The organism is Anoxybacillus mongoliensis (genome assembly GCF_014201515.1).
Lineage (GTDB): Bacteria > Bacillota > Bacilli > Bacillales > Anoxybacillaceae > Anoxybacillus > Anoxybacillus mongoliensis.
Genome location: NZ_JACHEQ010000001.1, coordinates 111,873 through 136,402, shown reverse-complemented (window position 1 = coordinate 136,402; position 24,530 = coordinate 111,873). Strand labels below are relative to the sequence as shown.

Annotated in this window: 20 protein-coding genes; 15 read left to right on the top strand and 5 right to left on the bottom strand. The window is 44.3% G+C overall.

Annotation, left to right across the window (positions count from 1 at the left end):
- Positions 1–69: 69 nt before the first annotated feature.
- The 5 genes from HNR43_RS00675 (at position 70) to HNR43_RS00655 (ending at position 5,497) form a co-directional block, all read left to right on the top strand.
- On the top strand, positions 70–639 hold the full coding sequence (locus HNR43_RS00675; protein WP_183240250.1) for a class I SAM-dependent methyltransferase: 570 nt from the start codon (positions 70–72) through the stop codon (positions 637–639).
- Positions 640–983: 344 nt separating this feature from the next.
- The gene (locus tag HNR43_RS00670; RefSeq protein WP_183240248.1) at positions 984–2,045 is read left to right on the top strand and encodes a glycosyltransferase; all 1,062 of its coding nucleotides are present in this window, start codon (positions 984–986) and stop codon (positions 2,043–2,045) included.
- Positions 2,042–2,782 (top strand): HipA family kinase, encoded by a 741-nt coding sequence (locus tag HNR43_RS00665; RefSeq protein WP_183240246.1) that lies wholly within the window; start codon positions 2,042–2,044, stop codon positions 2,780–2,782. Before HNR43_RS00670 ends, HNR43_RS00665 begins: the two co-directional genes overlap by 4 nt.
- Positions 2,783–2,846: 64 nt before the next feature.
- Complete coding sequence (locus HNR43_RS00660; RefSeq protein ID WP_246346203.1) at positions 2,847–4,502, top strand: DUF6044 family protein; 1,656 nt, start codon at positions 2,847–2,849, stop codon at positions 4,500–4,502.
- Positions 4,499–5,497: a glycosyltransferase family 2 protein gene (locus tag HNR43_RS00655; protein WP_183240242.1), complete on the top strand. Its 999-nt coding sequence runs from the start codon at positions 4,499–4,501 to the stop codon at positions 5,495–5,497. Before HNR43_RS00660 ends, HNR43_RS00655 begins: the two co-directional genes overlap by 4 nt.
- Before the next feature lie 8 nt (positions 5,498–5,505).
- On the opposite strand, the gene HNR43_RS00650 is transcribed toward HNR43_RS00655, so the two are convergent.
- On the bottom strand, positions 5,506–6,672 hold the full coding sequence (locus HNR43_RS00650; protein WP_183240240.1) for an MFS transporter: 1,167 nt from the start codon (positions 6,670–6,672) through the stop codon (positions 5,506–5,508).
- A 137-nt stretch (positions 6,673–6,809) separates the two neighbouring features.
- Between HNR43_RS00650 and HNR43_RS00645 the strand changes: the two genes are divergently transcribed.
- The 5 genes from HNR43_RS00645 to HNR43_RS00625 all read left to right on the top strand — a co-directional run bounded on the left by HNR43_RS00645 (position 6,810) and on the right by HNR43_RS00625 (position 12,115).
- Positions 6,810–8,066: a sensor histidine kinase gene (locus tag HNR43_RS00645; RefSeq protein WP_183240237.1), complete on the top strand. Its 1,257-nt coding sequence runs from the start codon at positions 6,810–6,812 to the stop codon at positions 8,064–8,066.
- Positions 8,067–8,158: 92 nt separating this feature from the next.
- Entirely contained in the window at positions 8,159–9,571 is a 1,413-nt protein-coding gene (gene bcaP / locus HNR43_RS00640) for a branched-chain amino acid transporter BcaP (RefSeq protein ID WP_183240235.1), read from the top strand.
- 249 nt (positions 9,572–9,820) lie between these two features.
- Complete coding sequence (locus HNR43_RS00635) at positions 9,821–10,606, top strand: TerC family protein (protein WP_183240233.1); 786 nt, start codon at positions 9,821–9,823, stop codon at positions 10,604–10,606.
- A 57-nt stretch (positions 10,607–10,663) separates the two neighbouring features.
- Entirely contained in the window at positions 10,664–11,167 is a 504-nt protein-coding gene (locus tag HNR43_RS00630) for a ferritin (RefSeq protein ID WP_183240230.1), read from the top strand.
- A gap of 87 nt (positions 11,168–11,254) precedes the next feature.
- Entirely contained in the window at positions 11,255–12,115 is an 861-nt protein-coding gene (locus HNR43_RS00625; protein WP_246346202.1) for a DnaD domain-containing protein, read from the top strand.
- A gap of 11 nt (positions 12,116–12,126) precedes the next feature.
- On the opposite strand, the gene HNR43_RS00620 is transcribed toward HNR43_RS00625, so the two are convergent.
- The 4 genes from HNR43_RS00620 to HNR43_RS00605 form a co-directional block, all read right to left on the bottom strand.
- Positions 12,127–13,473, bottom strand: coding sequence for a (Fe-S)-binding protein (locus HNR43_RS00620; protein ID WP_183240224.1), 1,347 nt, complete (start codon positions 13,471–13,473; stop codon positions 12,127–12,129).
- Complete coding sequence (gene glcD, locus HNR43_RS00615) at positions 13,470–14,882, bottom strand: glycolate oxidase subunit GlcD (RefSeq protein WP_183240770.1); 1,413 nt, start codon at positions 14,880–14,882, stop codon at positions 13,470–13,472. Before glcD ends, HNR43_RS00620 begins: the two co-directional genes overlap by 4 nt.
- A gap of 95 nt (positions 14,883–14,977) precedes the next feature.
- On the bottom strand, positions 14,978–16,081 hold the full coding sequence (locus tag HNR43_RS00610; RefSeq protein WP_183240221.1) for a CdaR family transcriptional regulator: 1,104 nt from the start codon (positions 16,079–16,081) through the stop codon (positions 14,978–14,980).
- Between the two features lie 75 nt (positions 16,082–16,156).
- Positions 16,157–17,923 carry a methyl-accepting chemotaxis protein gene (locus HNR43_RS00605; RefSeq protein WP_246346201.1) on the bottom strand — a complete coding sequence of 589 codons (1,767 nt, stop codon included), beginning with the start codon at positions 17,921–17,923 and terminating at the stop codon, positions 16,157–16,159.
- 173 nt (positions 17,924–18,096) lie between these two features.
- Here HNR43_RS00605 and HNR43_RS00600 point away from each other — a divergent pair, with 173 nt between their 5' ends.
- The 5 genes from HNR43_RS00600 (at position 18,097) to HNR43_RS00580 (ending at position 24,528) form a co-directional block, all read left to right on the top strand.
- Positions 18,097–19,113 (top strand): substrate-binding domain-containing protein, encoded by a 1,017-nt coding sequence (locus tag HNR43_RS00600; RefSeq protein WP_183240216.1) that lies wholly within the window; start codon positions 18,097–18,099, stop codon positions 19,111–19,113.
- A gap of 70 nt (positions 19,114–19,183) precedes the next feature.
- Positions 19,184–21,526 carry a glycoside hydrolase family 65 protein gene (locus tag HNR43_RS00595; protein WP_183240214.1) on the top strand — a complete coding sequence of 781 codons (2,343 nt, stop codon included), beginning with the start codon at positions 19,184–19,186 and terminating at the stop codon, positions 21,524–21,526.
- Complete coding sequence (gene pgmB, locus HNR43_RS00590) at positions 21,523–22,212, top strand: beta-phosphoglucomutase (protein WP_183240212.1); 690 nt, start codon at positions 21,523–21,525, stop codon at positions 22,210–22,212. Before HNR43_RS00595 ends, pgmB begins: the two co-directional genes overlap by 4 nt.
- A 54-nt stretch (positions 22,213–22,266) precedes the next feature.
- Positions 22,267–23,535, top strand: a complete 1,269-nt coding sequence (locus HNR43_RS00585; protein ID WP_183240209.1) for an ABC transporter substrate-binding protein — start codon at positions 22,267–22,269, stop codon at positions 23,533–23,535.
- Positions 23,536–23,637: 102 nt separating this feature from the next.
- Positions 23,638–24,528 carry a carbohydrate ABC transporter permease gene (locus tag HNR43_RS00580; protein WP_055440334.1) on the top strand — a complete coding sequence of 297 codons (891 nt, stop codon included), beginning with the start codon at positions 23,638–23,640 and terminating at the stop codon, positions 24,526–24,528.
- Positions 24,529–24,530 lie beyond the last annotated feature (2 nt).

Genomic DNA, 24,530 nt, shown 5'->3' with positions numbered 1-24,530 from the left:
AGATGACAGGCAATGAAAAAAAGAGTAAAATACGCATATAGGTATAAAAAAGAAAAGGATGGATGAGAAATGACAGGACATCGGTTTCATCATTCGAAAGCGGAAAAGTTGTTGAATCCAAAAAGACGGGAGTTGATTGCGCCAGAAAAAGTTGTCTCTATATTGCATATAAATGAACATGATGTCGTGGCGGATTTAGGGGCAGGAAATGGCTATTTTACTGTGCCGATCGCTAAAACGGCAAAAACGGTATATGCGGTTGATGTGCAACAAGAAATGCTCGATTTACTGAAGCAACATGCAAAACAAGAAGGAGTAGAACATATTACATACATCCTAAGCGATGTCACCGCAACAACGATTCCTAATCAATCTGTTGATAAAGGATTGATGGCGTTTGTTCTTCACGAAATTGATGATCGTGAGGCGGCATTTGCAGAAATCGCTCGCATCATAAAGCCAAGCGGTACGTTTATATTGATCGAATGGGAAGCGGTCGAAAGTGAAATGGGTCCACCGATTCATGAACGTATTCCATCTCATCAACTGTTCAATGAAATGAAAGCAACGTTTGCGCATGTCGAGCTCGTTCATTTCCATCCGAGCGTATATGGAATTGTCGTGAAACATGGTCAATAATGACCATGTTTCAGACTGTTGAAAAACTAGGGAACGCATCCCTAGTTTTTCTCATACATATCCTCGTTTTGTTTCACCATTTGTTCGCGCAATGTGCTGCGTACTTACGCTGTTTTTTCAGCTAATTGAGGGGCATCGAGTGCTTGTAAAATGGCTTGCATAGTCGCTGTTACTGTTTGATTATCGGTTACGCAACATCGTCAGTCACATTCTTATAAGCTTTTTTTCAGAAATACCCATCCTCTTCCCTATATGAACAATAAGATACCGATGAAACGGTCATCAACTTTTCTCCATACTTCACATAAAGTAATAAAAGAGCATGCGCGGAAGGGGGAGGAGCGGTGAACATTTTAGTCATTTGGCGCTTGTTGACTGTAGGTGGCGTGAATGCTGGATGGCGTAATCGAGCGATATATTTTAAACGACATGGCATTCAGACAGACTTTTTATATACGAAAGATCTCGGTGGCATGCATATGATGGAAGATGTTGCAAATGTTTATATCGCGAAAAAGAAAAAAGACATATACGACATATTACGAAAATCATATGATGCGATCATCGTCGTCGATACGAGCCAAGCGTACGATTGGTTAAGTGATGTCGGGTATAATGGACCGATTATTGTTGAGGCGCGTACGCCGGAATTGTTAAAGTTGAAACGAAACTTGCAAGGAGTGGAAAAGATTACTCCGCGGCAATTTATCGTTCCGTCTGTTTATCAAAAACGTCTTCTCTCTCTATTAAGCGATGAACGTGCACCGATTACGGTCATTTATAACGGTTTAGATGCATCTTTTTTTCGCCCGTTTCCATGCGATGATGTACCGAACAAAAAAATTATTGCATATGTCGGGCGGTTAGATGGGCGGAAAAATTGGCGCGCATTTTTACGTATCGCTTCGCTATTGAAAAAAGAGCGCGATGATATCGAATGTTGGGTCATTGGCGGACAACATAGTGTAGATAAAGAAACGTTTGAAGCAGAATGGAAGGAAAAGCAACTGACGTCATTTGTAAAATGGTTTCCAGTTGTTCCGTATCAACATATGCCTGAGATGTATGCGAAAATTCGTCAATCGGGTGGCTGTTTATTAGCGACGACGAAAGTCGAGTCGTTCGGCAATACATTTATTGAGGCGATGGCGTGCGGTGTGCCTGTCGTTGCGCCACGTGTGTCGGCGATGCCAGAAATTATCGTACACGGAAAAACAGGATATTTATTTCGCGAGCATCATACGCGCGGGGCGGTTCGCGCGATTGCTGAAATCATTGACGACAAACAACAATATACGTATATGAGTGAGGCAGGACGGGCGCATGTACTGAATCGATTTACAATTGAACGTTGCGCTGAAACGTATGTCGATTTATTACATCATATCGTGAGGGATGAAATATGAAGTATGAACGAACGTTTGTGGCTCATAAACATAATTCTCATCTTGTAACGTTTGATGATGGAAAACGATATGTCGTCAAATGTTACGATACAACAAAACCGAAAGCGCTCATTAACGAATGGCTCGCTTACCAAATCGCAAAATATATGCACCTTCCTGTTCCACATGCTCGTCTCGTTTCTTTACCACCTACACTTTTACCTATTCCAGACAAAACGACAGTGATTAAAACGAAAACGCAATTTGCGAGCGCGTATATTGAAGGGAAAAACGCTCATGACATAGCGATACAAAACATGAAAAATACTTCGCAATTGGCAAGTGTTATCGTTTTTGATTATTGGTTGTACAATCGCGATCGGACGCGAAAAAACGTCATTATTGAACAAAACGGAGCGGATCAAACGTTATGGATCATCGACCATGCGGATATATGTGGGTCATTTGCGTGGACTGTTGAACAACTAAAACAATTGCCGCAAACGCTCATAGACAGCAAAATGCATCGCATGATGGCATCGTTTACAACTATACAACAATTTGAACAGGCGATTGCGGTCATTCAAACGATGCCGACACTTTTAATTGAAGAAATGATGAAACATATGCCAGAAGATTGGTCGATAACAGAAGAAGAAAGAAAACAGCTCGTTCATACGCTCGTCTATCGGCGCGATCATCTCGTTCCGCGTCTCATACGTAAATTTTGTAAGCAACTTTGGCCTGAGCTTGTATAGCTTAGGTTTTTTTATGCATATTTTTCATCAATTGTTAAAAAATAATGGCGAATGGAGGGGCGTTATGAAACTGTTCGCATTTGGCATGATGATCGTTTGTTTGCACGCATTGCCGTATTTTCTTCTTGGCGAGGATGCGCATATGCGCGTGCACGATAATTTAGATTCGAATATTGCTTGGTATCGTGTGCTCACACAAAGCGGCGAGCTGTTCGGGGCGATTGATGCGACCGTTCCACAAGTGATTAATGGACTGCCACGCAATGCATACGGAACAGAGTTTAGTGGTATTGTGTGGCTTCATGCGCTTTTTCCATCTGTTTATGCATACGGGCTTAGTCAATTATTGACGCGCATCTTTGCGTTTATCGGCATGTATTTGTTGTTGAAAACGCACGTACTCAAAGAAAAAGAGGCGGAGTGGATTCGCGTCGGTGTAGCGCTTACGTTTGCCTTGACGCCGTTTTGGCCGTCAGGAATGCTTAGCACGCTCGGCATGCCCCTTGCGTTATGGGCGCTCCTGAATATTCGTGCGGGCGATCGTTCGTGGAAAAATTATATCGTGCTGACGCTTCTTCCTCTCTATTCTAGCTTCGTGCTCGGCTTTTTCTTTTTTTTAAGCGCCATGTTTTTCTTTTGGCTCATGGATGCATGGCGACGCCGTCCGAACGTGCCACTATTGTTGGCACTTGTGTATATGACTGCACTTTATTTGGCGGTGGAATATCGGCTCGTTCATTCGTTTTTATTTTCGACAGAACCAACGAGTCGCGACGAATATTTCCATGCACGTTTGTCGTTCTGGCGGTCGCTTCGTTTAACATTTAAAAACTACATCTTCGGTCATACGCATGTGATGACGATTCATACGCTCATTATTTTACCTGTGACGTTTATCGCGCTATATATCGTATGGAAACGAAAATGGTGGCAGCGTGAAACGTTATTTTGGCAACTTCATGTCTTGAATGTTGTGCTATCGCTTTGGTATGCGTTTTGGTTTTATAAAGGATGGCTTCCTGCGACCGAGGCGTTTCCGTTTTTAGACCGGTTTAATTTTGCGCGCTATCACTTTTTACGCCCGATGATCATTTACGTCTTGTTTGCTTTGTCGCTTCGTATCATTTGGCGCGCATGGGATCGGCGCATCGTTTCCTTTGCGCTCGCCGCTCAACTCGTTGTGGCGATGTTATTTCATGAGCAAGTCGCATATCGCAATCAGCCGACGTTTCGGGCGTTTTATGCGGAAAAGCAATTTGACGATATGAAACAATATATCGGAAAGCCTGTACATACGTATCGCGTCGTCAGCATTGGCATGCATCCGGCGATTGCGCAATATAACGGCTTTTACACGTTAGATACGTACAACAATTTTTATCCGCTTTCGTACAAGCATCAATTTCGTCAAATTATTGCGAGCGAGCTAAACAAAAATAAAAAGTTAAAGGAATATTTCGATGAATGGGGTGGACGTTGTTACATTTTTGTCGCTGAGCTTGGGAAAAAGTATATGTTTACGAAACAATCGAACAAACGCATTCGCCATTTACAGCTTCATACAGACGTATTGTACGACATGGGGGGGCGGTATATATTTTCTGCCTTGCCCATTGACAATGCGAAACAAAATCAATTAAAGCTATTGCGCACGTTTGAACACGAGGAGTCCGCATGGACGATTTATTTATACGAAATAGAAAGGAGTGGAACGACATGACAATTTTAGCGATCGTTGTCCCTTGTTATAACGAGGAAGACATGTTGCCAGAGACGATCGAACAGTTGCGGGCGTTGCGGCAGCAACTTATCGATGAACAGCTCATTTCTTCGGAAAGTAAAATTGTATTTGTCGATGATGGAAGCCGCGATCGGACGTGGTCGATCATTTATAAAGCATGTTTACGTTATGAAGAAATGAAAGGCATTAAACTAGCAGGAAACGCGGGACATCAACATGCACTGTTAGCGGGCATGTTTGCCGCCAAACAAATGGCAGATTGTATTGTGACGATGGATGCCGATTTGCAAGATGATATATATGTCGTTCGCGAGTTTGTGCGTAAATTTCAAGAAGGATACGACATCGTCTATGGCGTAAGGAGAAAGCGTGATGTCGATTCGTATGTGAAACGGCGGACGGCGGAAATGTTTTATCGTATGATGAATCGTATCGGCGTGCAGCTGATTTATAATCATGCCGATTATCGTCTCATGAGCCGACGGGCAGTTGAAGCGTTAGCGCAGTTTCGTGAAGTGAATATGTTTTTGCGCGGCGTTGTTCCACTTCTCGGTTTTCCGTCGACGACGGTATATTATGACCGAAAAGAGCGAAAAGCGGGCGTGACGAAATATCCGTTCATGAAAATGATTCGTTTTGCGTTTGACGGGTTAACATCGTTTAGCATGGTGCCGATTCGTTTCGTTTCACTCCTTGGCTTTTGTTCGTTTTTTGTGAGCGTATTGTTTGCGTTATATGTATTGTTTTTAAAAATGACCGGTCATACACAAACAGGCTGGACGTCGCTCATCATGTCGATTTGGCTTGTCGGAGGATTGCAGCTTATTGCGATCGGGCTAGTCGGGGAGTATGTCGGGAAAGTGTATAAAGAAACGAAACAGCGACCGCGCTATATTGTCGATGTAGATTTATTAAACGGTCCGATCATCGCAAGGCACGAGCGGGAGAAACTGACTGAAGAAGGCATAAGTTAAGGCTCCGATTAAGCGGAGCCTTTTTGCATCGTTGTTCGTTGAAACGATTGAAAGAGAGCGAATGAAACGAATGTGAGTACAATGCCTGTCATATACGGCAAGCTCGGCTTGAATGTAAACAGCCAGCCTGCAATCGCCGGTCCACCGATGCGTCCGAGCGAATCGAACGAAGATAACAGTCCTGTAGCGCTTCCCTGTCCGTCGGTCGTATGTTTCGTTAATAAGGCGGATACACACGGGCGAATGACGCCGTTACCGATGCCGAAAATCGTTAAATAAAGCGCTGCTGTCCAAAAGTTATGGATGAATAAAATGAGCGCAAAACCGAGTGCTGAAACAAATAGTCCAGCGCGAATGACCGTGCCTTCCCCGAACGATTGAATGAGCTTTCCAAGCAGTCCTCCTTGAACGATCGCCCCAGCAAGTCCCATGATCATAAAAATGTAGCCGAGTTCGGTCGAAGCAAGTCCAGCACGTTTTGCCGCAAAATAAGCAAACGTCGCTTCAAGCCCGGCAAGTGAAAACGTGACGATCAATTGTAATACGTATAGGCGTGCGAGTGGGCTTTGCAAGGCAGACATAAGCGATGGACGTGTCGTTTGCGTATGCGCTCGCTTTTCTTTCGGTAGCGATTCATGTAAGAAAAAGAAAACGAACATAGTAGTCACGAGCGCTAAACTGCCTGCGATCCAAAACGGAACGGTTAAGCTATGTTTCGAAAACACACCGCCAATCGCTGGACCGAAAATAAAGCCAAGTCCAACGGCTGCCCCGATGATGCCCATGCCTTTGCCGCGATTTTCTTCTGTCGTCACATCCGCAACGTATGCCATCGCTGTTGGCATCGTGGCGGCAGATAAAAAGCCACCGATGATGCGAGCGGCAAACAACATCCAAAGTTTTGTCGCTAAGGCGAATAAGAAAAACGAAAGCGCTAAACCGAAAATACCGATCAGTAACATCGGTTTTCGTCCGTATCGATCAGAAAGTTTGCCCCACATCGGTGCAAATAAAAATTGCATAAACGAATATACCGCCATTAACCAGCCGAGTTGCGTTGGGGTGGCGCCAATTTTTTCTGCGTAAAAAGGAAGGACAGGAATAATAATCCCAAACCCCATCATGACTAAAAACATCACAACAAATAAAAGCGGCAAATAACGCCGATCGTTCATATGACCATCTCCACTAAGTAGTTTGCATTTTTATCATAATGGAAATGTGATCATTTTTCAAAGATACCGTACCATTGACAACAGAAAAAGTTTTGGCGAAACTGAAAAGTGGACGATCGGTATGGGAGAGTGAAGAAATGACATATATAAATCAAAACGTATTAAATAACCTATTCTACATTTTAGTGAGCATTTTTTTCTTTTATTTTTTGTACGATCACGTTCGTTTTTTTCAACAAAAAAAGGTGTATCGACGTCTATTGCTTGTCGTCTGTTTAAGCGTCCCTCTTATTTTATGTATGAAATACCCGATTTACATCGCTCCTGATTGCGTACACGACTTGCGGCAAGTTCCATTTCTCATTGGCACGTTTTATGGCGGATGGACGGTTAGTGTCCCTCTTTTGTTTGTTTTACTGATCGCTCGCTTTATGATGTATGGGTATCAGGTTATTACTGTTGCCGTGTATGTGATGATGTGTATATGCGGTAGTTTGTTTTCAGTATTGTTTCAACGGCTCACAAGGAAACAGCGGCTTGTTGCTTCGGCGGTAATGACGTTTATTCTTGCGATTGCCGCAACGATATTGGCAATTGCGATTTCCGATTTTCAAGTGACGCAATCATATGTTGTCGATTTTATTCTCGTTCCTCCTGTTGCGGTGTTGTTCGTTGTGTTTATTATAGAAACGTTACGGGAAGCGTTGCTCATTCGTTCGGAAGCGATCAAGCTGGAGAAAATGGAAGTCGTCAGCCAACTTGCCGCAAGCATTTCCCATGAAATTCGCAATCCCCTTACTGTTGTGAAAGGTTTTATGCAGCTCATGAAAGCGAAAGACATATCGGAAGAAGCAAAAGAGCAATATATGAATATCGCCCTTGAAGAATTAAACCGCGCCTGCGCCATTATTGACGATTATTTAACGTTCGCCAAGCCGTTTCCAGAAAAATCCGAGCCATTTCCCGTGCATCATGAATTAAAAAAAGTGATCGACATGTTGCGTCCGTTAGCGAACATGCATGGAGTACAAATTGTCGCAACCCTTACACCAGCGACCGTAGTTGGTAACGCTCAATATTTTCGCCAATGTTTTTTAAATATAATAAAAAATGGAATTGAAGCGATGGAAAACGGTGGAGCATTGTATGTTGATGTACATGTCGATGAAAAAGCTGTAACGATCGTTGTGTGCGATGAAGGGGAAGGAATGACGAAAGAGCAACTTGCTCGTTTCGGAGAACCGTATTTCAGCACAAAAGAAAAAGGGACAGGTCTTGGTGCGATGGTGTCCATTCGTATCATTGAAATGATGAACGGCACGTGGAATATAAAAAGCGAAAAAGGGCGCGGAACGACAATAACGGTAAGTCTTCCGTTTTTATTAGAAAAATAAAAATATTGCGAAATAGTGAAAAACTATTGTCTTTAACGATTTTGGGCGTTAAAGTATAAAATAAACATCATAAGTAAGGGGAGTTTACAACGATGAGTTTGTTCAGGAGAAAGTCGATTGAAGCGCTGATGAGCGAATCAGGAAAAGGGGCAGCGCTCAAAAAAGAATTAGGCGCATTTGATTTAACGATGCTTGGCATCGGAGCGATTATCGGGACAGGCATTTTCGTCTTAACAGGCGTAGCGGCTGCCGAACATGCGGGGCCAGCACTTGTCCTTTCGTTTATTTTATCAGGATTGGCGTGCGTGTTTGCGGCGCTTTGTTATGCAGAATTTGCTTCAAGCGTGCCTGTATCAGGAAGCGCGTATACGTATAGCTATGCGACATTTGGTGAATTAATTGCTTGGATGCTCGGCTGGGATTTAATTTTAGAGTATGGGGTGGCAGCTTCGGCAGTTGCGGCTGGATGGTCTGGTTATTTCCAAGGATTGCTTGCAGGGTTTGGCATTGAGTTACCAAAGGCATTAACAAGCGCATACGATCCAGCGAATGGCACGTTTATTGACGTACCTGCAATCGTTATTGTGTTGCTTATTACGTTTTTATTGACGCAAGGGGTGAGAAAATCTGCCCGTTTTAATGCAATCATGGTCGTCATTAAAGTGGCTGTTATTTTATTGTTTATTGCGGTTGGCGTATGGTATGTGAAGCCAGAAAACTGGACGCCGTTTATGCCGTTTGGTTTTTCTGGTGTTGCCGCAGGAGCTGCGACAGTATTTTTTGCATATTTAGGGTTTGATGCGGTATCGACAGCGGCAGAAGAAGTGCGCAATCCGCAACGGAATATGCCGATCGGGATTATCGCATCGCTTGCGATTTGTACGTTGTTATACATTGCGGTATCGCTTATTTTAACAGGTATTGTGCCGTATGACCAATTAGGTGTGAAAAATCCAGTTGCTTTTGCGTTAAATTATATTCAGCAAGATTGGGTGGCAGGATTTATTTCGCTCGGTGCGATTACAGGAATTACGACCGTGCTTCTCGTTATGCTTTATGCGCAAACGCGCCTCTTTTACGCAATTAGCCGCGACGGCTTGCTTCCTTCCCTTTTTGCGAAAGTGAGCGAGAGAAAACAAGTACCGCTTGTTAACTCATGGGTGACAGGGATTGCGGTTTCTATTTTTGCCGGGGTTATTCCGTTAAATAAATTAGCTCACTTAACAAATATCGGTACGTTGTTTGCGTTTACGACTGTTGCGATCGGTATTTTAATTTTACGTAAAACAGAACCGAATTTAAAACGGAGCTTTATGGTGCCGTTTGTACCAGTCATTCCTTTGCTGGCTGTGGCGTTTTGTCTGTATTTAGCGCTACAACTTCCAGCGACAACATGGTTAAGCTTTGGCGGCTGGCTTGCGGTCGGTCTCGTTATTTATTTCTTGTACGGTCGCAAACATAGCAAATTAAATGGGGCAAATGTTGTGCAAAAACAAGTGAGCTAGAGGATTGACAAAATAAGTTCGTATGCTTATAATGAAACTACAAATAACATAGTTTTCCTTCACAAAGGGGAGTAGCGTTCAGGCGTTGCCTGAAAACAAAGTCGTCAATTCATGGATCTCGTCCATCGGCTTTGTTGGCACAACATTGTGTCTAGCGAGACCTTTGCCGTTCGGCAAAGGTCTTTTTTGCGTTTTCATGATTTTTGCCGACGGGCGAGGGAAAACTACATATTACAGGAGGGATCATTGATGGATGTATCTATGTTATTAGAATATGGTTGGGTGCTTCTCGTTTTAATCGGTTTAGAGGGTATTTTAGCTGCCGATAACGCCGTTGTCATGGCGGTCATGGTGAAGCATTTACCAGAAAAGCAACAAAAGCGGGCGCTCTTTTACGGGCTTGCTGGGGCGTTTATTCTTCGCTTTGCTGCGTTATTCGTCATTTCGTATTTAGTGAGCATTTGGCAAATTCAAGCGCTCGGTGCATTGTATTTAATGTTTATTGCTGTGCATCATTTTATGACGAAAAATCGAGACGGTTCGCATAAAGAAGGGAAAAAACAATCTGGTTTTTGGATGACGGTATTGAAAGTCGAGCTTGCTGACTTAGCGTTTGCGATTGACTCGATTTTAGCGGCTGTTGCTTTAGCCATGACGTTGCCAAATACGAACTTGCCAGCGATCGGTGGCATGGACGGCGGGAAGTTTTTAGTCATTTTCGCTGGTGGTTTGATCGGGGTTATCATTATGCGTTTTGCGGCAAATGCGTTCGTTAAAATATTACAAAAACGTCCAAGTCTTGAATCGGCCGCGTTTTTAATCGTCGGTTGGGTCGGTGTGAAATTGGCCGTATATACGTTAGCACATCCAAGTTTAGCGATCGTTTCTGAACATTTTGCACATTCGGCGTTATGGAAGGCGATTTTCTGGATCGTGCTTTTAGCGATTGCCGCAGGCGGTTGGTTTTTCTCCGGAAAAGAAACGAAACAACAAGAAGATGCGATTCAAACGTTGAAAAAAGCGCAAAACGAATAAGGGGAGGCACGTTCCTCCTCTTTTTGTTATAATAAAGAAAGAGAGGAGTGTTGATGTATGTTAAGTGAAAAATTGTTAAACGGATTGAACGATCAAATGAATTTTGAATTTTATTCTGCGCATGCGTATATGGCGATGGCGGCGTATTGCTCGGCGGAAGGATTGGATGGCTTTGCGAATTTCTTTTTAGTGCAAGCGGAAGAAGAACGTTTCCATGCGATGAAGTTTTACAACTTCATTAATGCGCTTGGCGAACGGGCGGTGATGGCCGGTTTCCCATCGCCAAATAACGAATTTACGTCCGTTCGCGATTGCTTTGAAAAAGCGCTCGCCCATGAAAAAGAGGTGACGCGCCGCATTTATAAACTATCTGACTTAGCGTTAGACGAGCGCGAGCATGCGACGATGAACTTTTTAAAATGGTTTATTGACGAACAAGTCGAAGAAGAGTCGTTGTTCGATACGCTCATTCAAAAACTAAAACGCATCGAAGGCGACAGCAACTCGCTATTTATGCTTGACAATGAACTCGCACAACGCACATTTACACCAGAAGCTTAAAGGGAATGCATCGGCATTCTCTTTTTTCTTTTCTCATCTAACCAAATGCCGCGCATGAAGCGATAGATGAATGTAGGAGGGATGGAGATGAAATGGCTAGTCGATGATGATCCGTTGTTCGTATTGCCGACGGTGGCGGTAAAGCTTGGGTTGAATGAAAGTATTTTTTTACAACAGCTTCATTACTGGCTCGGGAAAAGTACGCATACGTATGATGGCTATACGTGGGTATACAATACGTACGAAGGATGGAAAAAACAGTTTCCTTTTTGGTCAGAAAGCACGATTCGGCGCACGATCGTCCGATTGGAGAAAACACGAATTGTCGTTTCGCGCTATCGCTCAAAGCTTGATAAAACAAAATGGTATCGCATTGACTACGACGTGCTTGCCGAAGTGCTTGGAGAAAGCGTCGGGTGCAACGAGTCGAGTAAGCAACATGACGAACAAGTGATGATGTGTATGGAACAAAAAACGAACGGTCAATATGACGAACAGACGATGCAACATGACGTGTCGCATACGTCAACTTGCCAAGACGCACATCGCAATATGAACAGACAAACAAATATAACAACAGATGATACATTACAAAACATAATACAATTTTATGAACAAAACGGTTTTGGGACGATCAGTAGTTATGTCGGGGAAAATATGGCGTTATGGGTGAATGAAACGTCAGAAGAATGGGTGCTAGAAGCGCTAGCGATCGCGTTAAAAAACGGGGTGAAAACGTGGACGTATGCGGAAGGTATTTTACGTAATTGGAAGAAAAACGGATATAGACGTTCACACGAAAAAAGAAAACGAGCAGTGCGAACGGAGATGGTTCCAGAATGGCTACATATCGACTATACACAATATGAGCGAAAAACGTATAGCGAAGCAGAGCTCGAACAAAAGCGGCGCGAGTTAGAAGAACGATTAAAAAAGAAAAGGGCATGAATGGTCATACCCTATCCGATTTGTTTAAGCGGTTTGTCCATTTGTTTTGTCGCTTCCACAGCTTCTAAAAGCAACTCAACGAGATGAACGGCACGCACGTTTGTGAGTCCTTCTCGTTCAATGCCGAGTTTCATTTGCAGTAAGCAACCCGGATTGGCGGTCACGATCGTCGTTGCGTTCGTTTGTTTTGCTTGTTTCATTTTGTAATCGAGCACTTGCATCGACATGTCCGGCTCGATGATGTTATAAATGCCTGCAGACCCACAACACCGGTCGGCATCTTTCATTTCACGAAACTCGACGCCGGCAATCGATTGAAGAAGAAGGCGTGGCTCACTCGCTGTTTTCATGACGTTTCGCAAATGGCACGAGTCTTGATACGTCACCATTTGGTTTGGCAGGCGCCATCTTTGCTCGTGAAAGCCGAGTTCAACTAAAATGGCGGATATGTCTTTGATTTTGGCAACGAATGCTTTTGCGCGCTCCGCCCAAACGGGATCGTCTTTTAACAAATGGTCGTATTCGATTAAAAAGGCGCCGCACCCGCCAGCGTTTGTGACGATGTAGTCGACATCAAGTGTTTCAAACGTTTCAATGTTTCGTTTCGCTAACGTTTTTGCGTCCGCTTTTTCACCGCTATGTTCATGAAGCGCCCCGCAACACGTTTGCGCCTCAGGAATGACGATGTCGCAACCAACAAGCTGTAATAGTTTCATCGTCGCATCGTTTATGTCCATAAACATCGTATCCATTAAACAACCGCGAAAAAAGGCAACGCGGCGCTTTCGTGGAGCGAGCGCTTCCACATGCGTTGGACGTTCGTTCATTTGTTTCCACGTCGGCACGTTCGGCAATACGTTTTCCATCGTCGCTAAATGGTTCGGCAATACGCGCAACAAGCCGAGTTTACGAACGAGCGTCTGCAAGCCTGAACGTTGATAAAAGCCGATCAGCGCCGTCACGATGCGCATGCGCTTTGGATGCGGAAAAAGCTGTTTAAATACAATATGGCGAATGAAACGGACGATCGGTGAGTACGTTTTATGTTGTGCGATAATATCGCGCGCTTCTTCAAGCAAATGACCGTAGCGTACACCAGAAGGGCAAACCGGTTCACAGGCGCGACAGCCAAGACATAGTTGAAGGGAACGTTCGACATCTTCATCCGGTTCGATGAGCCCGTCAACGACCGCTTTCATTAACGCAATGCGCCCGCGTGGTGAATGCGACTCTTGAAAGCCAGATTCGATGTACGTCGGACATGTCGGCAAACAAAAGCCGCAGCGCATACAGTTTAATAGCTCGTCTTCATTCATGCGCGCTTGAAACTGTTGTTGGATATGCTGTTTGTTTGTCATCGTGTAATCACCACCCGTTTGCGCGTGCTTTTCGCGAACACTTTTCCCGGATTCATAATGTTGTTCGGATCAAGCGCTTGTTTAATCGCCTTCATCGCAGCGATTCCTTCTTTGCCGAGTTTCCACTCTAAATACGGCGCTTTCATGACGCCGACGCCATGTTCTCCTGTAATCGTGCCGCCAAGTTCAATCGCTTTCGCAAATATGTCTTCAAACGCTTGCTCGACGCGATGCAGTTCGTCTTTGTCGCGCACATCCGTCGGGCATGTCGGATGAAGATTGCCGTCTCCTGCATGACCGAACGTACAAATGTTGACGTTATACGTTTTCGCGATGTCGTTAATCGCTTTCACCATATTCGCAATTTGCGAACGCGGAACGGTCGCATCTTCTAAAATCGTCGTCGGCTTTAAACGGGCGAGCGCCGATAACGCCGAACGTCTTGCGGTGCGCAAGTTATTTGCTTCTTCTTCTGTTTGCGCCACTTGAACAGAAATGGCGTGTTGTTCTCGGCAAATGCGCGCCATCGCTTTCATATCGCGTTCAACGACTTCTTTTGGCCCGTCTTGTTCAATAAGCAGGACTGCTTTGACGTCTGTCGGTAAGCCGATGTTGACGAACGATTCGACGACTTGTAACGTCGGCTGATCTAAAAATTCAAGCGTCGTCGGGATGATTTTATTGGCGATGATCGCCGAAACGGAACGCGCCGCTGCCTCTAAATCTTCATATAGCGCAAGCATCGTTTGTTTCGTCTCAGGCATCGGAATGAGCTTTAACGTCGCTTCTGTAATAATGCCGAGCGTGCCTTCCGAACCGACAAAAAGGCGCGTTAAGTCGTAACCGGCGACGTCTTTTGCGAGCTTTCCGCCCGTGCGAATGACGTCACCATTGGCGAGCACGACTTCAAGCCCCATGACGTAATCGCGTGTCACCCCGTATTTTAAGCCGCGCAAACCGCCGGAGTTTTCATTAATGTTGCCACCGATCGTTGAAATTTTCATCGAGCTTGGATCAGGCGGGTAAAACAGCCCTTTTGCTTCAACAGCGTGAATAAGGTCAAGCGTAATGACACCCGGCTGAACGGTCACCGTTAAGTTTTCTTCATCAATTTCTATTATGCGATTCATATGTTTAAACAACATCACGATGCCGCCTTCCGTTGGGCATGTGCCTGCACAAAGGTTCGTCCCTGAACCGCGCGGAACGATCGGAATGCGTTCTTTATTACAAATTTTTACGATTTCACTCACTTCTTTCGTGTTGCGCGGGGCGATGACGGCATCAGGAAGCGATTGAAAGTTTGGGGTAGCGTCATATGAATAAACGAGCCGTCCGGCTTTCGAATCGTCGTAGTTTTTTGCACCGACAATGTCAATGAGTTGTTGTTTTACTTGTTCGGTGATCATATCATCCACCTTCTTTCTCCCATTTTTACTATAAGCATAAAAAAAAGCGGGAAAACCCGCTATGGATGAATATATAAAAATAAAACGCTTACAAATTATTTTTTTGTTGTTTCATCTAAAAAACGAATAGCTAAATATAAAGTGACGACATGTTCGATATTGCGCACGTGTAAATTTGTATATTGCTCTATTTTTTTCAGGCGATAATGGAGCGTATTAATATGAATGTGTAGCGCTTCAGCTGTTTGTTTGAGCGATAAGTTGTTGGCGAAAAATGTGCGCAACGTATGAAGGAGTTCTTGTTCATGCATGAGCGGGTCGATCGTTCGTTTCACGAGCTCTTGTTTTGTTGTGAGTGAAATGTCTTCTAAACACATCTCTAATCTTAAATCTTCATCAAAGACGATCTCCCCGGTTTGTTTCGCAATATGAAGCGCGCGTTCTGCTTGTTTATACGAATGGTGCACGTGTTTACTATCTACCATTTTTCCGCATCCGATATGAAGTGCGACATCGTATTTTTCTAATAGTGCTCGTTGCATCGTTTTTATTTTAGTGATCGTTCGTTCTTTGTCGTCGTCTGTTTGTAAAATCAGTAAGCGATCGTTTCCCCAACGGACGATGATGTCACGTTGTTCGTTCCAAATGTTTTGTACATATTTCCACATATCAACAGAAGGCGATGGTTCGTTTTCATGGAATGAAGCGATAATCACACGGCGTTTCGCCGTCAAATCGACATGAAACAGTTGCGCCCGTTCGTAAAATGATGGCGACCATTCGTGAGCTTGTAGCCATTCAAAAACGAACGTTTCAAGCGCTCGTGCTTCGAGTTGAAGCTGTTCTGTATAATAGTTTTCTTGAATGAGAAGTTCAGTCATTTTTTTTAATAATTCTCCGTATGGAGACACTTTTTTCGGGTCGCCTGTAATGCCGATGACGCCGATGACATCGCCGTGAAAAAAGATCGGCAAGTTGACGCCAGCTTTCACGCCTCGCAATATGTTTTCATCTTGCTTTGTAATAATTCGTTTTTTCTTTTCTTGGCAGACGAGAAACGCCCCTTCATGAAATTGCCCGAGGCGCGTCGTATCAGTACTTGCCATAATGATGCCGTTTGTCGCGACGATAATAATGTCTTCATCAATGAGGCGACGGACGTCAGACACAATTTTTTTCGCAAGGTGAGGGGAAAGCATGTATTCACTCCCTTTCGCAACTAAACTAAAAAAGCAACCGTCCTTTTCACTTGCTAGGAAGGACGGTTGTCCGAGTTACATATGAAAACGTGCGACCGATTGGCGAAGTTGTTCAGCGGTGCTTGCAAGTTCTTGGGAAGAGGCAAGCAACTCTTGCATCGTTGCGTTTTGTTCTTCCGTCGTTGCGGCCACTTGTTCAATGTTTCTTGCCGATTGTGATGAGATGTCAATAATTTGATCAGCAAATGCGGTCATCGTTTTCACTTTTTCATCTACAGCACGAATCGTATCGTGTACCGTATTGCTTTCTGCTTGGACGCGCGCCATATCGGTAGAAATCGAGCGGAAAATGTTTCCGACTTGTTCGACGAGCGAATGACCAAATTGGAACGATTCGCTACTTTCGTTCATCACATGTACGGCATGTGCGGTTTGTGTTTGCGACTGCTCAGCTAGTTTGCGAATGTTGCCTGCCGCATGCGCCGTTTGTTCAGCTAGTTTTCGCACTTCTTCGGCAACGACGCCAAACCCTTTTCCGTGTTCGCCTGCTCGTGCGGCTTCAATGGCGGCATTTAACGCAAGCAAGTTCGTTTGATCGGAAATATTCGTAATAAAGCCGACGATTTGATGAATTTCTTTTGATTTATCGTTTAGTGATTCAATGACGGTCGCAAGCCGCTCGATTTGTTCACGAATGAGCTTCATTTGCGCAACCGTTTGCTCTACTAAGAACGAACCTTCGCTGACGCGTTTTGTTGCTTCGTTTGTTCGTTTCGTTGTTTCAGATACTTTCGCCATGACGGTCGTTAACGCATCAGATACGTCATGCACCGCTTCGTTCGTTTGTTTCGATACGTTTACTTGCTCATCTGCCCCTGATGCGACTTCGAGAATAGCTTGCGTAATTTGTTCGTTCGCCTCCGTCGTTGCTTCGGCGTTTAGTCGCAACGTGTGCGACATGTCGTTGACGTGTGTTGCAGCTGCTTGAATTTGGGCGATCGATTGTTCCAATCCGTCCGCTAACTCATTCATCGCTTTCGCAATTTGTCCGATTTCATCATTGTCTGTATCCGTCAACCGTTGGACGCGTAAATTGCCGCGCGCAAGCTCATGACAAACGTGAACTACTTGTTTTAATCGTCCGCTTATTTTCCGGCTCACGACGATTAAAGAGATGACCGATAAAACGATCGCAACGATGACGGTGATAATCATCATGAAAATATTTTTCGCAATGGTGTCGTTCATTTTCGTCGTTAATGCCGTTCGATCGTCTACGACGATTTTTCTTAATAGATCAAGCTTTTCAATGCTCATATCGCGAATCGTTGCCGCTTTATTTTGAAAGCTGATGACTTGGAAAATATCAATTTGTTCGCCTCGATCGCGATACATGAGGACGATCGGTTGAATGGTTTTGTAGAGCAGTTCGTTCAGTTGATTTTCAATCGAAATGGTTGAATTGTAAATCACTTTTGCTTCTTCTGTTTTCATATACGGTTTTAGTTGTTTCATTTTCTTGTTGAATTGATCGGTTAAGTCGTTGTATTGCCAAAGCGTCTCTGGACGCGGATTTGTCATATAGTCAGTAATGACGATATATTTTTGCTTAAATAGTGCGCTAACGTCGGTAATTAAAATGGCATGGTCGCTTTTCTGTTCGACTTGTTTGACGACGTTTGTTAAGTTATTGACGAGTAAAAAGACAAAAATGAAAACGCTGACAAACAAAAGCGTAGCAAAGCTGAAAACGATCCCATATTTTTTCCCGATCGTCATCGTTTGTTTCGCCTGCTTCGTTTTCGGTTTTTTCTGAAAACGGTTTTTCCATCGTCCGCTCATCATGAGGCCTCCTTTGCTTTTTTCTCATTATAGCACGACCCATCGCGGAGGAGGGAGAGTATTTTTGGACAAAATGCCACGAATTTTGTCACAAATTTTTTGTTGCAATCGGTTTCAAGTTCGTTTACAATTCAAATCAACAAGGAATCCGAAACGTTTTGGAGGAAATGAAAGTGACAACGATTAAAGATATTGCGAAAGCAGCTGGCGTGTCGGTAACGACTGTTTCGCGCGCGTTAAACGGTTATTCCGACGTCAGTGAAAAGACGCGCAAAAAAATTATGGATATCGCAAAGCAATTAAATTACAGTCCGAATACGCTGGCGCGGAGCCTTGTTATGAATAAATCGAAAACGATTGGGTTACTCGTTTCAGGGATGACGCGTTCAGCGGTGAAAGATAATTTTACGTTTGAAGTGATGACAGGCGTCAACGATTATATCGCCAAAACAGACTATGACGTCATTTTGTTTAATACAAATTCGACGAAACAGCGGGAAAAAACGTATTCGCAACTATGTCGCGAACGGCGCGTCGACGGCGTCATTTTGCAAGGGATTAAAACGGACGATCCGTATTTAACGGAAGTCGTTGAAAGTGACATTCCGTGCGTGTTAATCGACATTCCGATTCAGTCGGATCGCGTCGGCTATGTAACGACCGATAACGTGTACGGGGCGAAAAAAGCGGCGCAACACTTGCTTGGACTTGGTCATCGCAACATCGCGATGATGAACGGGCACGATTACGCGTTTGTGAGCAAACAGCGCCTGCAAGGGTTTTGTGAGGCGATGGAAGAAGCCAACGTGCCCATTCAAAAAGAATGGATTGTCAACGGTGATTTTTCCGAAGAAGTGGCGGAAGCGCGAGCGTATGAGTTGTTTACGAAACATGAAAACATTACAGCCATCTTTTGCGCGAGCGATTTAATGGCGCTTGGCGTGATGAAAGCGCTCAAACAGCTCGGTTTGCGCGTGCCTGAAGATGTATCTGTCGTTGGATATGACGATATTTTGCTTGCGTCATACGTTTCACCAGCGCTTACGACAGTGGCGCAAAATAAGTTTCAAATGGGCTATGAAGCAGCAAGCATGCTCATTGATATGCTCGAAGGAAATGAAGCGAAAGTCGTGACGTTGCGGACGCAACTTGTCGTGCGCGAGTCAACGGCAGAAGTGAAAAAGGGGTAGCCCTTTTTTCATACACAAAATCCGAAACGTTTTGGAAAAACTACATTCACACGAGGAAAGGGAGTTTACGATGCTGCAATACAACTTAGGAACAGGCGAGTATAAAAACTGGATCGTGTCGGAAGTCGCATTTAACCCGGATGCACTCGGAAAATGCGAAGCGATTATGGCGCTAGGAAATGGATATATGGGGCTTCGCTCCGCGACGGAAGAGTCGTACGTCGGACAAGTGCGCAATTTGTTTGTTGCAGGGACGTTTAACCAGTTTGATGAATATGAAGTGACAGAATTGCCGAATGCGCCCGATGTCGTGGAGTTAGACATTTGGTTAAATGGGGAAAAGTTTTCGTTAGAAAAAGGAACAATCATTCATTATCGCCGCGATTTAAACATAAAAGATGCGGAATTAGTGCGCCACGTCATTTGGGAAAATGCGCGCGGTGAACAATTTGAATTGACGTTTCGCCGATTTGTATCGCTAAAAAACTTGCACCTTATCGGCATGAAAGTCGAGATTAAACCGCTCAATTGTGAGGCGAGCATTCACATTACTTCAGGCATTAACGGACAAATGACAAATAGCGGTGCGCAACATTTCCACGAAGGCGAAAAGCGCATTTTCGATAAAAAATATTTACAGTTGATTCAAACGACGACGGAATCGAAAATTGATTTTGTTGTGAATGCTGTGCATCGTTATATGATTGACGGAAAAGAAATCGAAACTGAGCCACGCATGGCGATCGACCGTCGCAAAGTGTTTATTCAAGTATCATTTGATGTCAAACGAGGAGAGACGCTCACATTTGAAAAGCTTGCGAACGTGTACACAAGCCGCGATAAACAGTACGACCATGACGCATACAGCCTTGATGTCATGCGACAAGAGGCGTTAAACGACTTAAAAGAAGAAGCGAAAAAAGGGTACGATGCGCTCTTTTCCGAAAACGTTTCGGAATGGAAAAAGCGTTGGGAGCAAATGAACATTACGATCGAAAGTGAAAACGAATTTGACCAGCTTGCCATTCGTTTTGCTCACTATCATTTAATCATTATGACGCCAGCGCACGACGCGCGATTTGGTGTGGCGGCGAAAGGATTAACTGGCGAAGGATATAAAGGTCATTCGTTTTGGGATACGGAAATTTTCATTTTGCCGTTTTTCACATACACGTTCCCACATATTGCCCGCAGCTTGCTTGAATATCGCTACAACACAATTGAAGGGGCGCGCCGAAAAGCGAGAGCGAACGGCTACGAAGGAGCGATGTATCCGTGGGAGTCGGCGTTTACAGGCGATGAAGTGACGCCGGTATGGGGCGCAGTCGATATTGTGACCGGAAAAGCGACGAAAATTTGGTCGGGATTTATTGAGCAACATATTACGAGCGACATCGCGTTTGCGGTATGGCAATATTACAAAATTACAGGCGATGACGACTTTATGGAGCGTTACGGTTATGAAATGTTGTTTGATACGGCAACGTTTTGGGCGAGCCGCCTAGAGTGGAACGAAGAAAAACAACAATATCACATTAACGACGTCATCGGTCCAGACGAATACAAAGAGCACGTCAACAATAACGCTTTCACAAACTATATGGCGCATTGGAATATCGAAACGGCGATTCGCTATTATGAAAGATTAAAAGAAACGAACGCGGCACTTCTTGACGCATTACACGAAAAAATTGGCGTACATGAAGCGTATAAAAAATGGAAAGAAAAAGTCGATCTCATTTACTTGCCACAGCCGCGCGAAGAAGATCTTGTCATTCCGCAAGATGACACATATTTAACAAAACAAATCATCGACTTAACGAAATATAAAAAGCAAACGCGCGTCGGCACGATTTTTGAAGACTACAACCTCGAACAAGTAAACAACATACAAGTATCGAAACAAGCGGACATTATGGTGTTGTTTTACTTATTAGAAAATAAGTTTTCACAAGAAGTGAAACGAGCGAACTGGAACTACTATGAGCCAAAAACGTTGCACGATTCTTCACTCAGCTTATCGACGCATTGCATTTTAGCGAGCGATATGGACGATCGCGAGTTGGCGTACGAATTGTTTGAACAAGCAGCACGTATCGACTTAGGACCGAATATGAAATCATCTGACCACGGCATGCACACCGCATCGATCGGTGGTGTCTGGCAGTCGGTTGTGTGCGGATTTGGCGGCGTGCGCATGCTTGATGGAAAATTGCGCATCCATCCGAAGCTTCCAAAACAATGGAAAAAACTATCATTTCCAATGTATTGGCGGGGCGATCGGTTAGAAGTGACGGTGACGCACGAACAACTTGTTGTGAAAAAAGTGACGAACGTCCACGATGCCGTGACGTTTGACGTGTTCGGCACCGTGTATGAAGTAAAAGATGAAATCACGATTCCACTTACATGAAAGGATTTGACATCATGAACAAGCAATTGAATGCAGTCATTTTCGATTTAGACGGTGTCATTACCGATACGGCAGAGTATCATTTTATCGCATGGAAACAACTTGCAGAACAATTAGGCATCACGTTCGATCGCGCATTCAACGAGCAGTTAAAAGGAGTCAGTCGCATGGAGTCGCTTGAGCGCATTTTAGCGCTCGGCGGCCAAACAGACCGCTATACGATGGCGGAAAAAGAGGCGCTGGCGCATCAAAAAAATGAGCATTATAAACAGCTCATTGCGCGCATGACGCCGGACGATTTACTTCCCGGCATGCTCGATTTATTGCGTGAACTGAAGCGCCAAAACATAAAAATCGGCTTAGCGTCCGCAAGTAAAAACGCGTTTACGGTTATCGAACGGCTCGGCATTCGAGAATATTTCGATACGATCGTCGATGCCGCAAAAGTACAAAACAGCAAACCGCATCCAGAAATTTTTCTTACTGCCGCCGAGCAGTTACGTGTCGATCCGTCTACGTGCATTGGCGTAGAAGATGCGCAAGCGGGGGTGGCGGCCATTAAAGCAGCAAACATGTTTGCGATTGGCGTCGGCGACAAAGAAGCGTTAAAAGAAGCGGACTATATCGTCGAAACGACCGCCGATTTAACGTACGATGCGATTGTACGTGCATTTTATCGGGAATAAGGGAGCTCGTCTCCCTTCCATATACTATATTGAATAAGAAAGGGGTCTTATATGATGAACAAGAAAACATGGTTTGCCATCGGTATGTCAACGATGCTTTTTGGAAGCGTTTTAGCCGGATGTGGTGGTGAAGAAAAAACAGCGAAAAACGAAAACAAAGGTGAAACGAAAGAAGAACAAGTAGAAGTGACACTTGCCGGTTGGGGCGGCAACCCAATGGAACAAAAGTTGCTCAAACAAACGTTAGATGAATTTGAAAAAAAATATCCGAACATTAAAGTAAAACATGAAGTCATTTCCGATCAATATATGGACGTCATTAAAACGCGCTTAATTGGTGGCGAAGGTCCAGACGTATTTTATTTAGATGCGTTTGAAGCACCAGCGATGATTGAAACAGGCGTGTTAGAACCGTTAGATGATTATGTGACAGACGATTTCGACATCGATGATTTTGAAAAGCCGCTTCTTGACGCATTTAAAGGTCCAGACGGCAAAATATACGGCTTCCCGAAAGACTATTCGACGTTAGCGCTTTTCTACAACAAAAAAATGTTTGCAGAAGCAGGGTTAGACGTACCGAAAACGTGGGATGAATTGCGCGAAGCAGCGAAAAAATTAACAAAAGGAACAGAAGTGTACGGTTTTGGTGTCGCACCAGAATTAGCGCGCCTATACTACATTGCGGAATCTAAAGGCGGCAAAGTCGTGACAGACAATAAAGCAAGCTTTGCTGATCCGAAAGTTGTTGAAGCGTTGCAGCCGATTGTCGACATGCGCTTAAAAGATAAATCAGCCGCGCAACCAAATGAAGTTGGCGCCGGCTGGGGCGGTGAAATGTTCGGTCAACAAAAAGCGGCGATGGTCATTGAAGGAAACTGGGCGATTCCGTTCCTTCAAGAAACGTTCCCGAATACAGAGTTCGGCACCGCAGAAGTGCCAACGATTGACGGCAAAAAAGGAACAATGGCGTATACCGTTGCGTACGTCATGAACAAAGATTCACAAAAGAAAGAAGCAGCATGGAAACTCATTTCATTCTTAACAGGAAAAGAAGGAATGAAAATTTGGACAAGTAAAGGTTTTGCGTTGCCAACACGTAAATCGATTGCGTCTGAATTAGGATACGACAAAGATGAATTGCGCGCCGCGCTCGTTGCAGGGGCACCGTATGCGACTGTATGGCAAAACGGCACAAACTTGCCGATTATTATGAACAACTTTAACAACCAATTTGTGAGCGCTTTTTTAGGTGAGCAACCGCTTGACGAAGCGCTCAAAAAAGCGCAAGACATTGCGAACAAAGAAATTGAAGCGAAGTAACGGCCGAGGGGGTATTCCCCTCGCTGTTCCCTTCTTTCAAGTGAAGTGTTGCACAATCTTCACTTGAAAGAGGCGAATAGCACGACAAAAGGAGATGAACATATGTTTAGTCGTAAGCGATGGAAAGAAGCAGGAACGGCATATACGTTATTATCGCCAACATTATTTGTCCTTCTTTTATTTGTCATCGGTCCGATTTTATTTGCGATTTATTTATCGTTTCATAAAGTGCAGTTATTAGGAACGGCAAGTTTTCAGTTTGTCGGGTTTGATAACTTTACGCGTATACTCGACGATACACGAGCAAAAATTGCACTTTGGAATACGGTCAAATATGTGGTGATCGTCGTGCCGACACAAACGATGTTAGCGCTCGTTTTAGCCGCAACGCTTAATGCGGGCTTGAAAGGGGAGAAGTTTTTCCGCATCGTCTACTTTTTGCCGACGTTAACGTCATCGGCTGTATTGACGCTTATTTTTATGTGGATGTACAACCAAAACGGGCTTGTCAATCACGTGCTCGAGTTTTTCGGCTTGCCGACGTACAACTGGCTTGGTGATCCGTCTGTTGCGTTAAACGCCATTATGATTATGAACATTTGGTCAACGGCACCGTTTTTTATGGTCATTTATTTAGCGGCACTGCAAGACATTCCGGATTCGTTATACGAAGCGGCGGAGTTAGACGGGGCAAACGCTTGGCATAAGTTTTGGTATGTTACGGTGCCGTACTTAAAACCTGTCACATCGTTTGTCGTCATTATGGGCTTAATCGGTACGTTCCAATTGTTTGACCAGTCATACATTTTCTCTGGCGGTTCAGGCGGTCCGAACAATGCTACGTTAACGGTCGTTCTACTTATTTATCAATATGCGTTTAAATCGCTCGGAACGATGGGCTATGCGGCAGCGTTGGCGTTTGCGTTAGCGATCGTCATTTTACTTGCGACGTGGCTGCAGCGGAAATTTTCAAAAGAAGAGTCGCTTTATTAAGG

Bases quoted from the DNA above. Each gene is read 5' to 3' on its own strand.
- HNR43_RS00675 (WP_183240250.1), top strand. From the start codon at position 70: ATGACAGGACATCGGTTTCATCATTCGAAAGCGGAAAAGTTGTTGAAT.
- HNR43_RS00665 (WP_183240246.1), top strand. From the start codon at position 2,042: ATGAAGTATGAACGAACGTTTGTGGCTCATAAACATAATTCTCATCTT.
- HNR43_RS00660 (WP_246346203.1), top strand. From the start codon at position 2,847: ATGAAACTGTTCGCATTTGGCATGATGATCGTTTGTTTGCACGCATTG.
- HNR43_RS00655 (WP_183240242.1), top strand. From the start codon at position 4,499: ATGACAATTTTAGCGATCGTTGTCCCTTGTTATAACGAGGAAGACATG.
- HNR43_RS00650 (WP_183240240.1), bottom strand. From the start codon at position 6,672: ATGAACGATCGGCGTTATTTGCCGCTTTTATTTGTTGTGATGTTTTTA.
- HNR43_RS00645 (WP_183240237.1), top strand. From the start codon at position 6,810: ATGACATATATAAATCAAAACGTATTAAATAACCTATTCTACATTTTA.
- bcaP (WP_183240235.1), top strand. From the start codon at position 8,159: ATGAGTTTGTTCAGGAGAAAGTCGATTGAAGCGCTGATGAGCGAATCA.
- HNR43_RS00635 (WP_183240233.1), top strand. From the start codon at position 9,821: ATGGATGTATCTATGTTATTAGAATATGGTTGGGTGCTTCTCGTTTTA.
- HNR43_RS00630 (WP_183240230.1), top strand. From the start codon at position 10,664: ATGTTAAGTGAAAAATTGTTAAACGGATTGAACGATCAAATGAATTTT.
- HNR43_RS00625 (WP_246346202.1), top strand. From the start codon at position 11,255: ATGAAATGGCTAGTCGATGATGATCCGTTGTTCGTATTGCCGACGGTG.
- HNR43_RS00620 (WP_183240224.1), bottom strand. From the start codon at position 13,473: ATGACAAACAAACAGCATATCCAACAACAGTTTCAAGCGCGCATGAAT.
- glcD (WP_183240770.1), bottom strand. From the start codon at position 14,882: ATGATCACCGAACAAGTAAAACAACAACTCATTGACATTGTCGGTGCA.
- HNR43_RS00610 (WP_183240221.1), bottom strand. From the start codon at position 16,081: ATGCTTTCCCCTCACCTTGCGAAAAAAATTGTGTCTGACGTCCGTCGC.
- HNR43_RS00605 (WP_246346201.1), bottom strand. From the start codon at position 17,923: ATGAGCGGACGATGGAAAAACCGTTTTCAGAAAAAACCGAAAACGAAG.
- HNR43_RS00595 (WP_183240214.1), top strand. From the start codon at position 19,184: ATGCTGCAATACAACTTAGGAACAGGCGAGTATAAAAACTGGATCGTG.
- pgmB (WP_183240212.1), top strand. From the start codon at position 21,523: ATGAAAGGATTTGACATCATGAACAAGCAATTGAATGCAGTCATTTTC.
- HNR43_RS00585 (WP_183240209.1), top strand. From the start codon at position 22,267: ATGAACAAGAAAACATGGTTTGCCATCGGTATGTCAACGATGCTTTTT.
- HNR43_RS00580 (WP_055440334.1), top strand. From the start codon at position 23,638: ATGTTTAGTCGTAAGCGATGGAAAGAAGCAGGAACGGCATATACGTTA.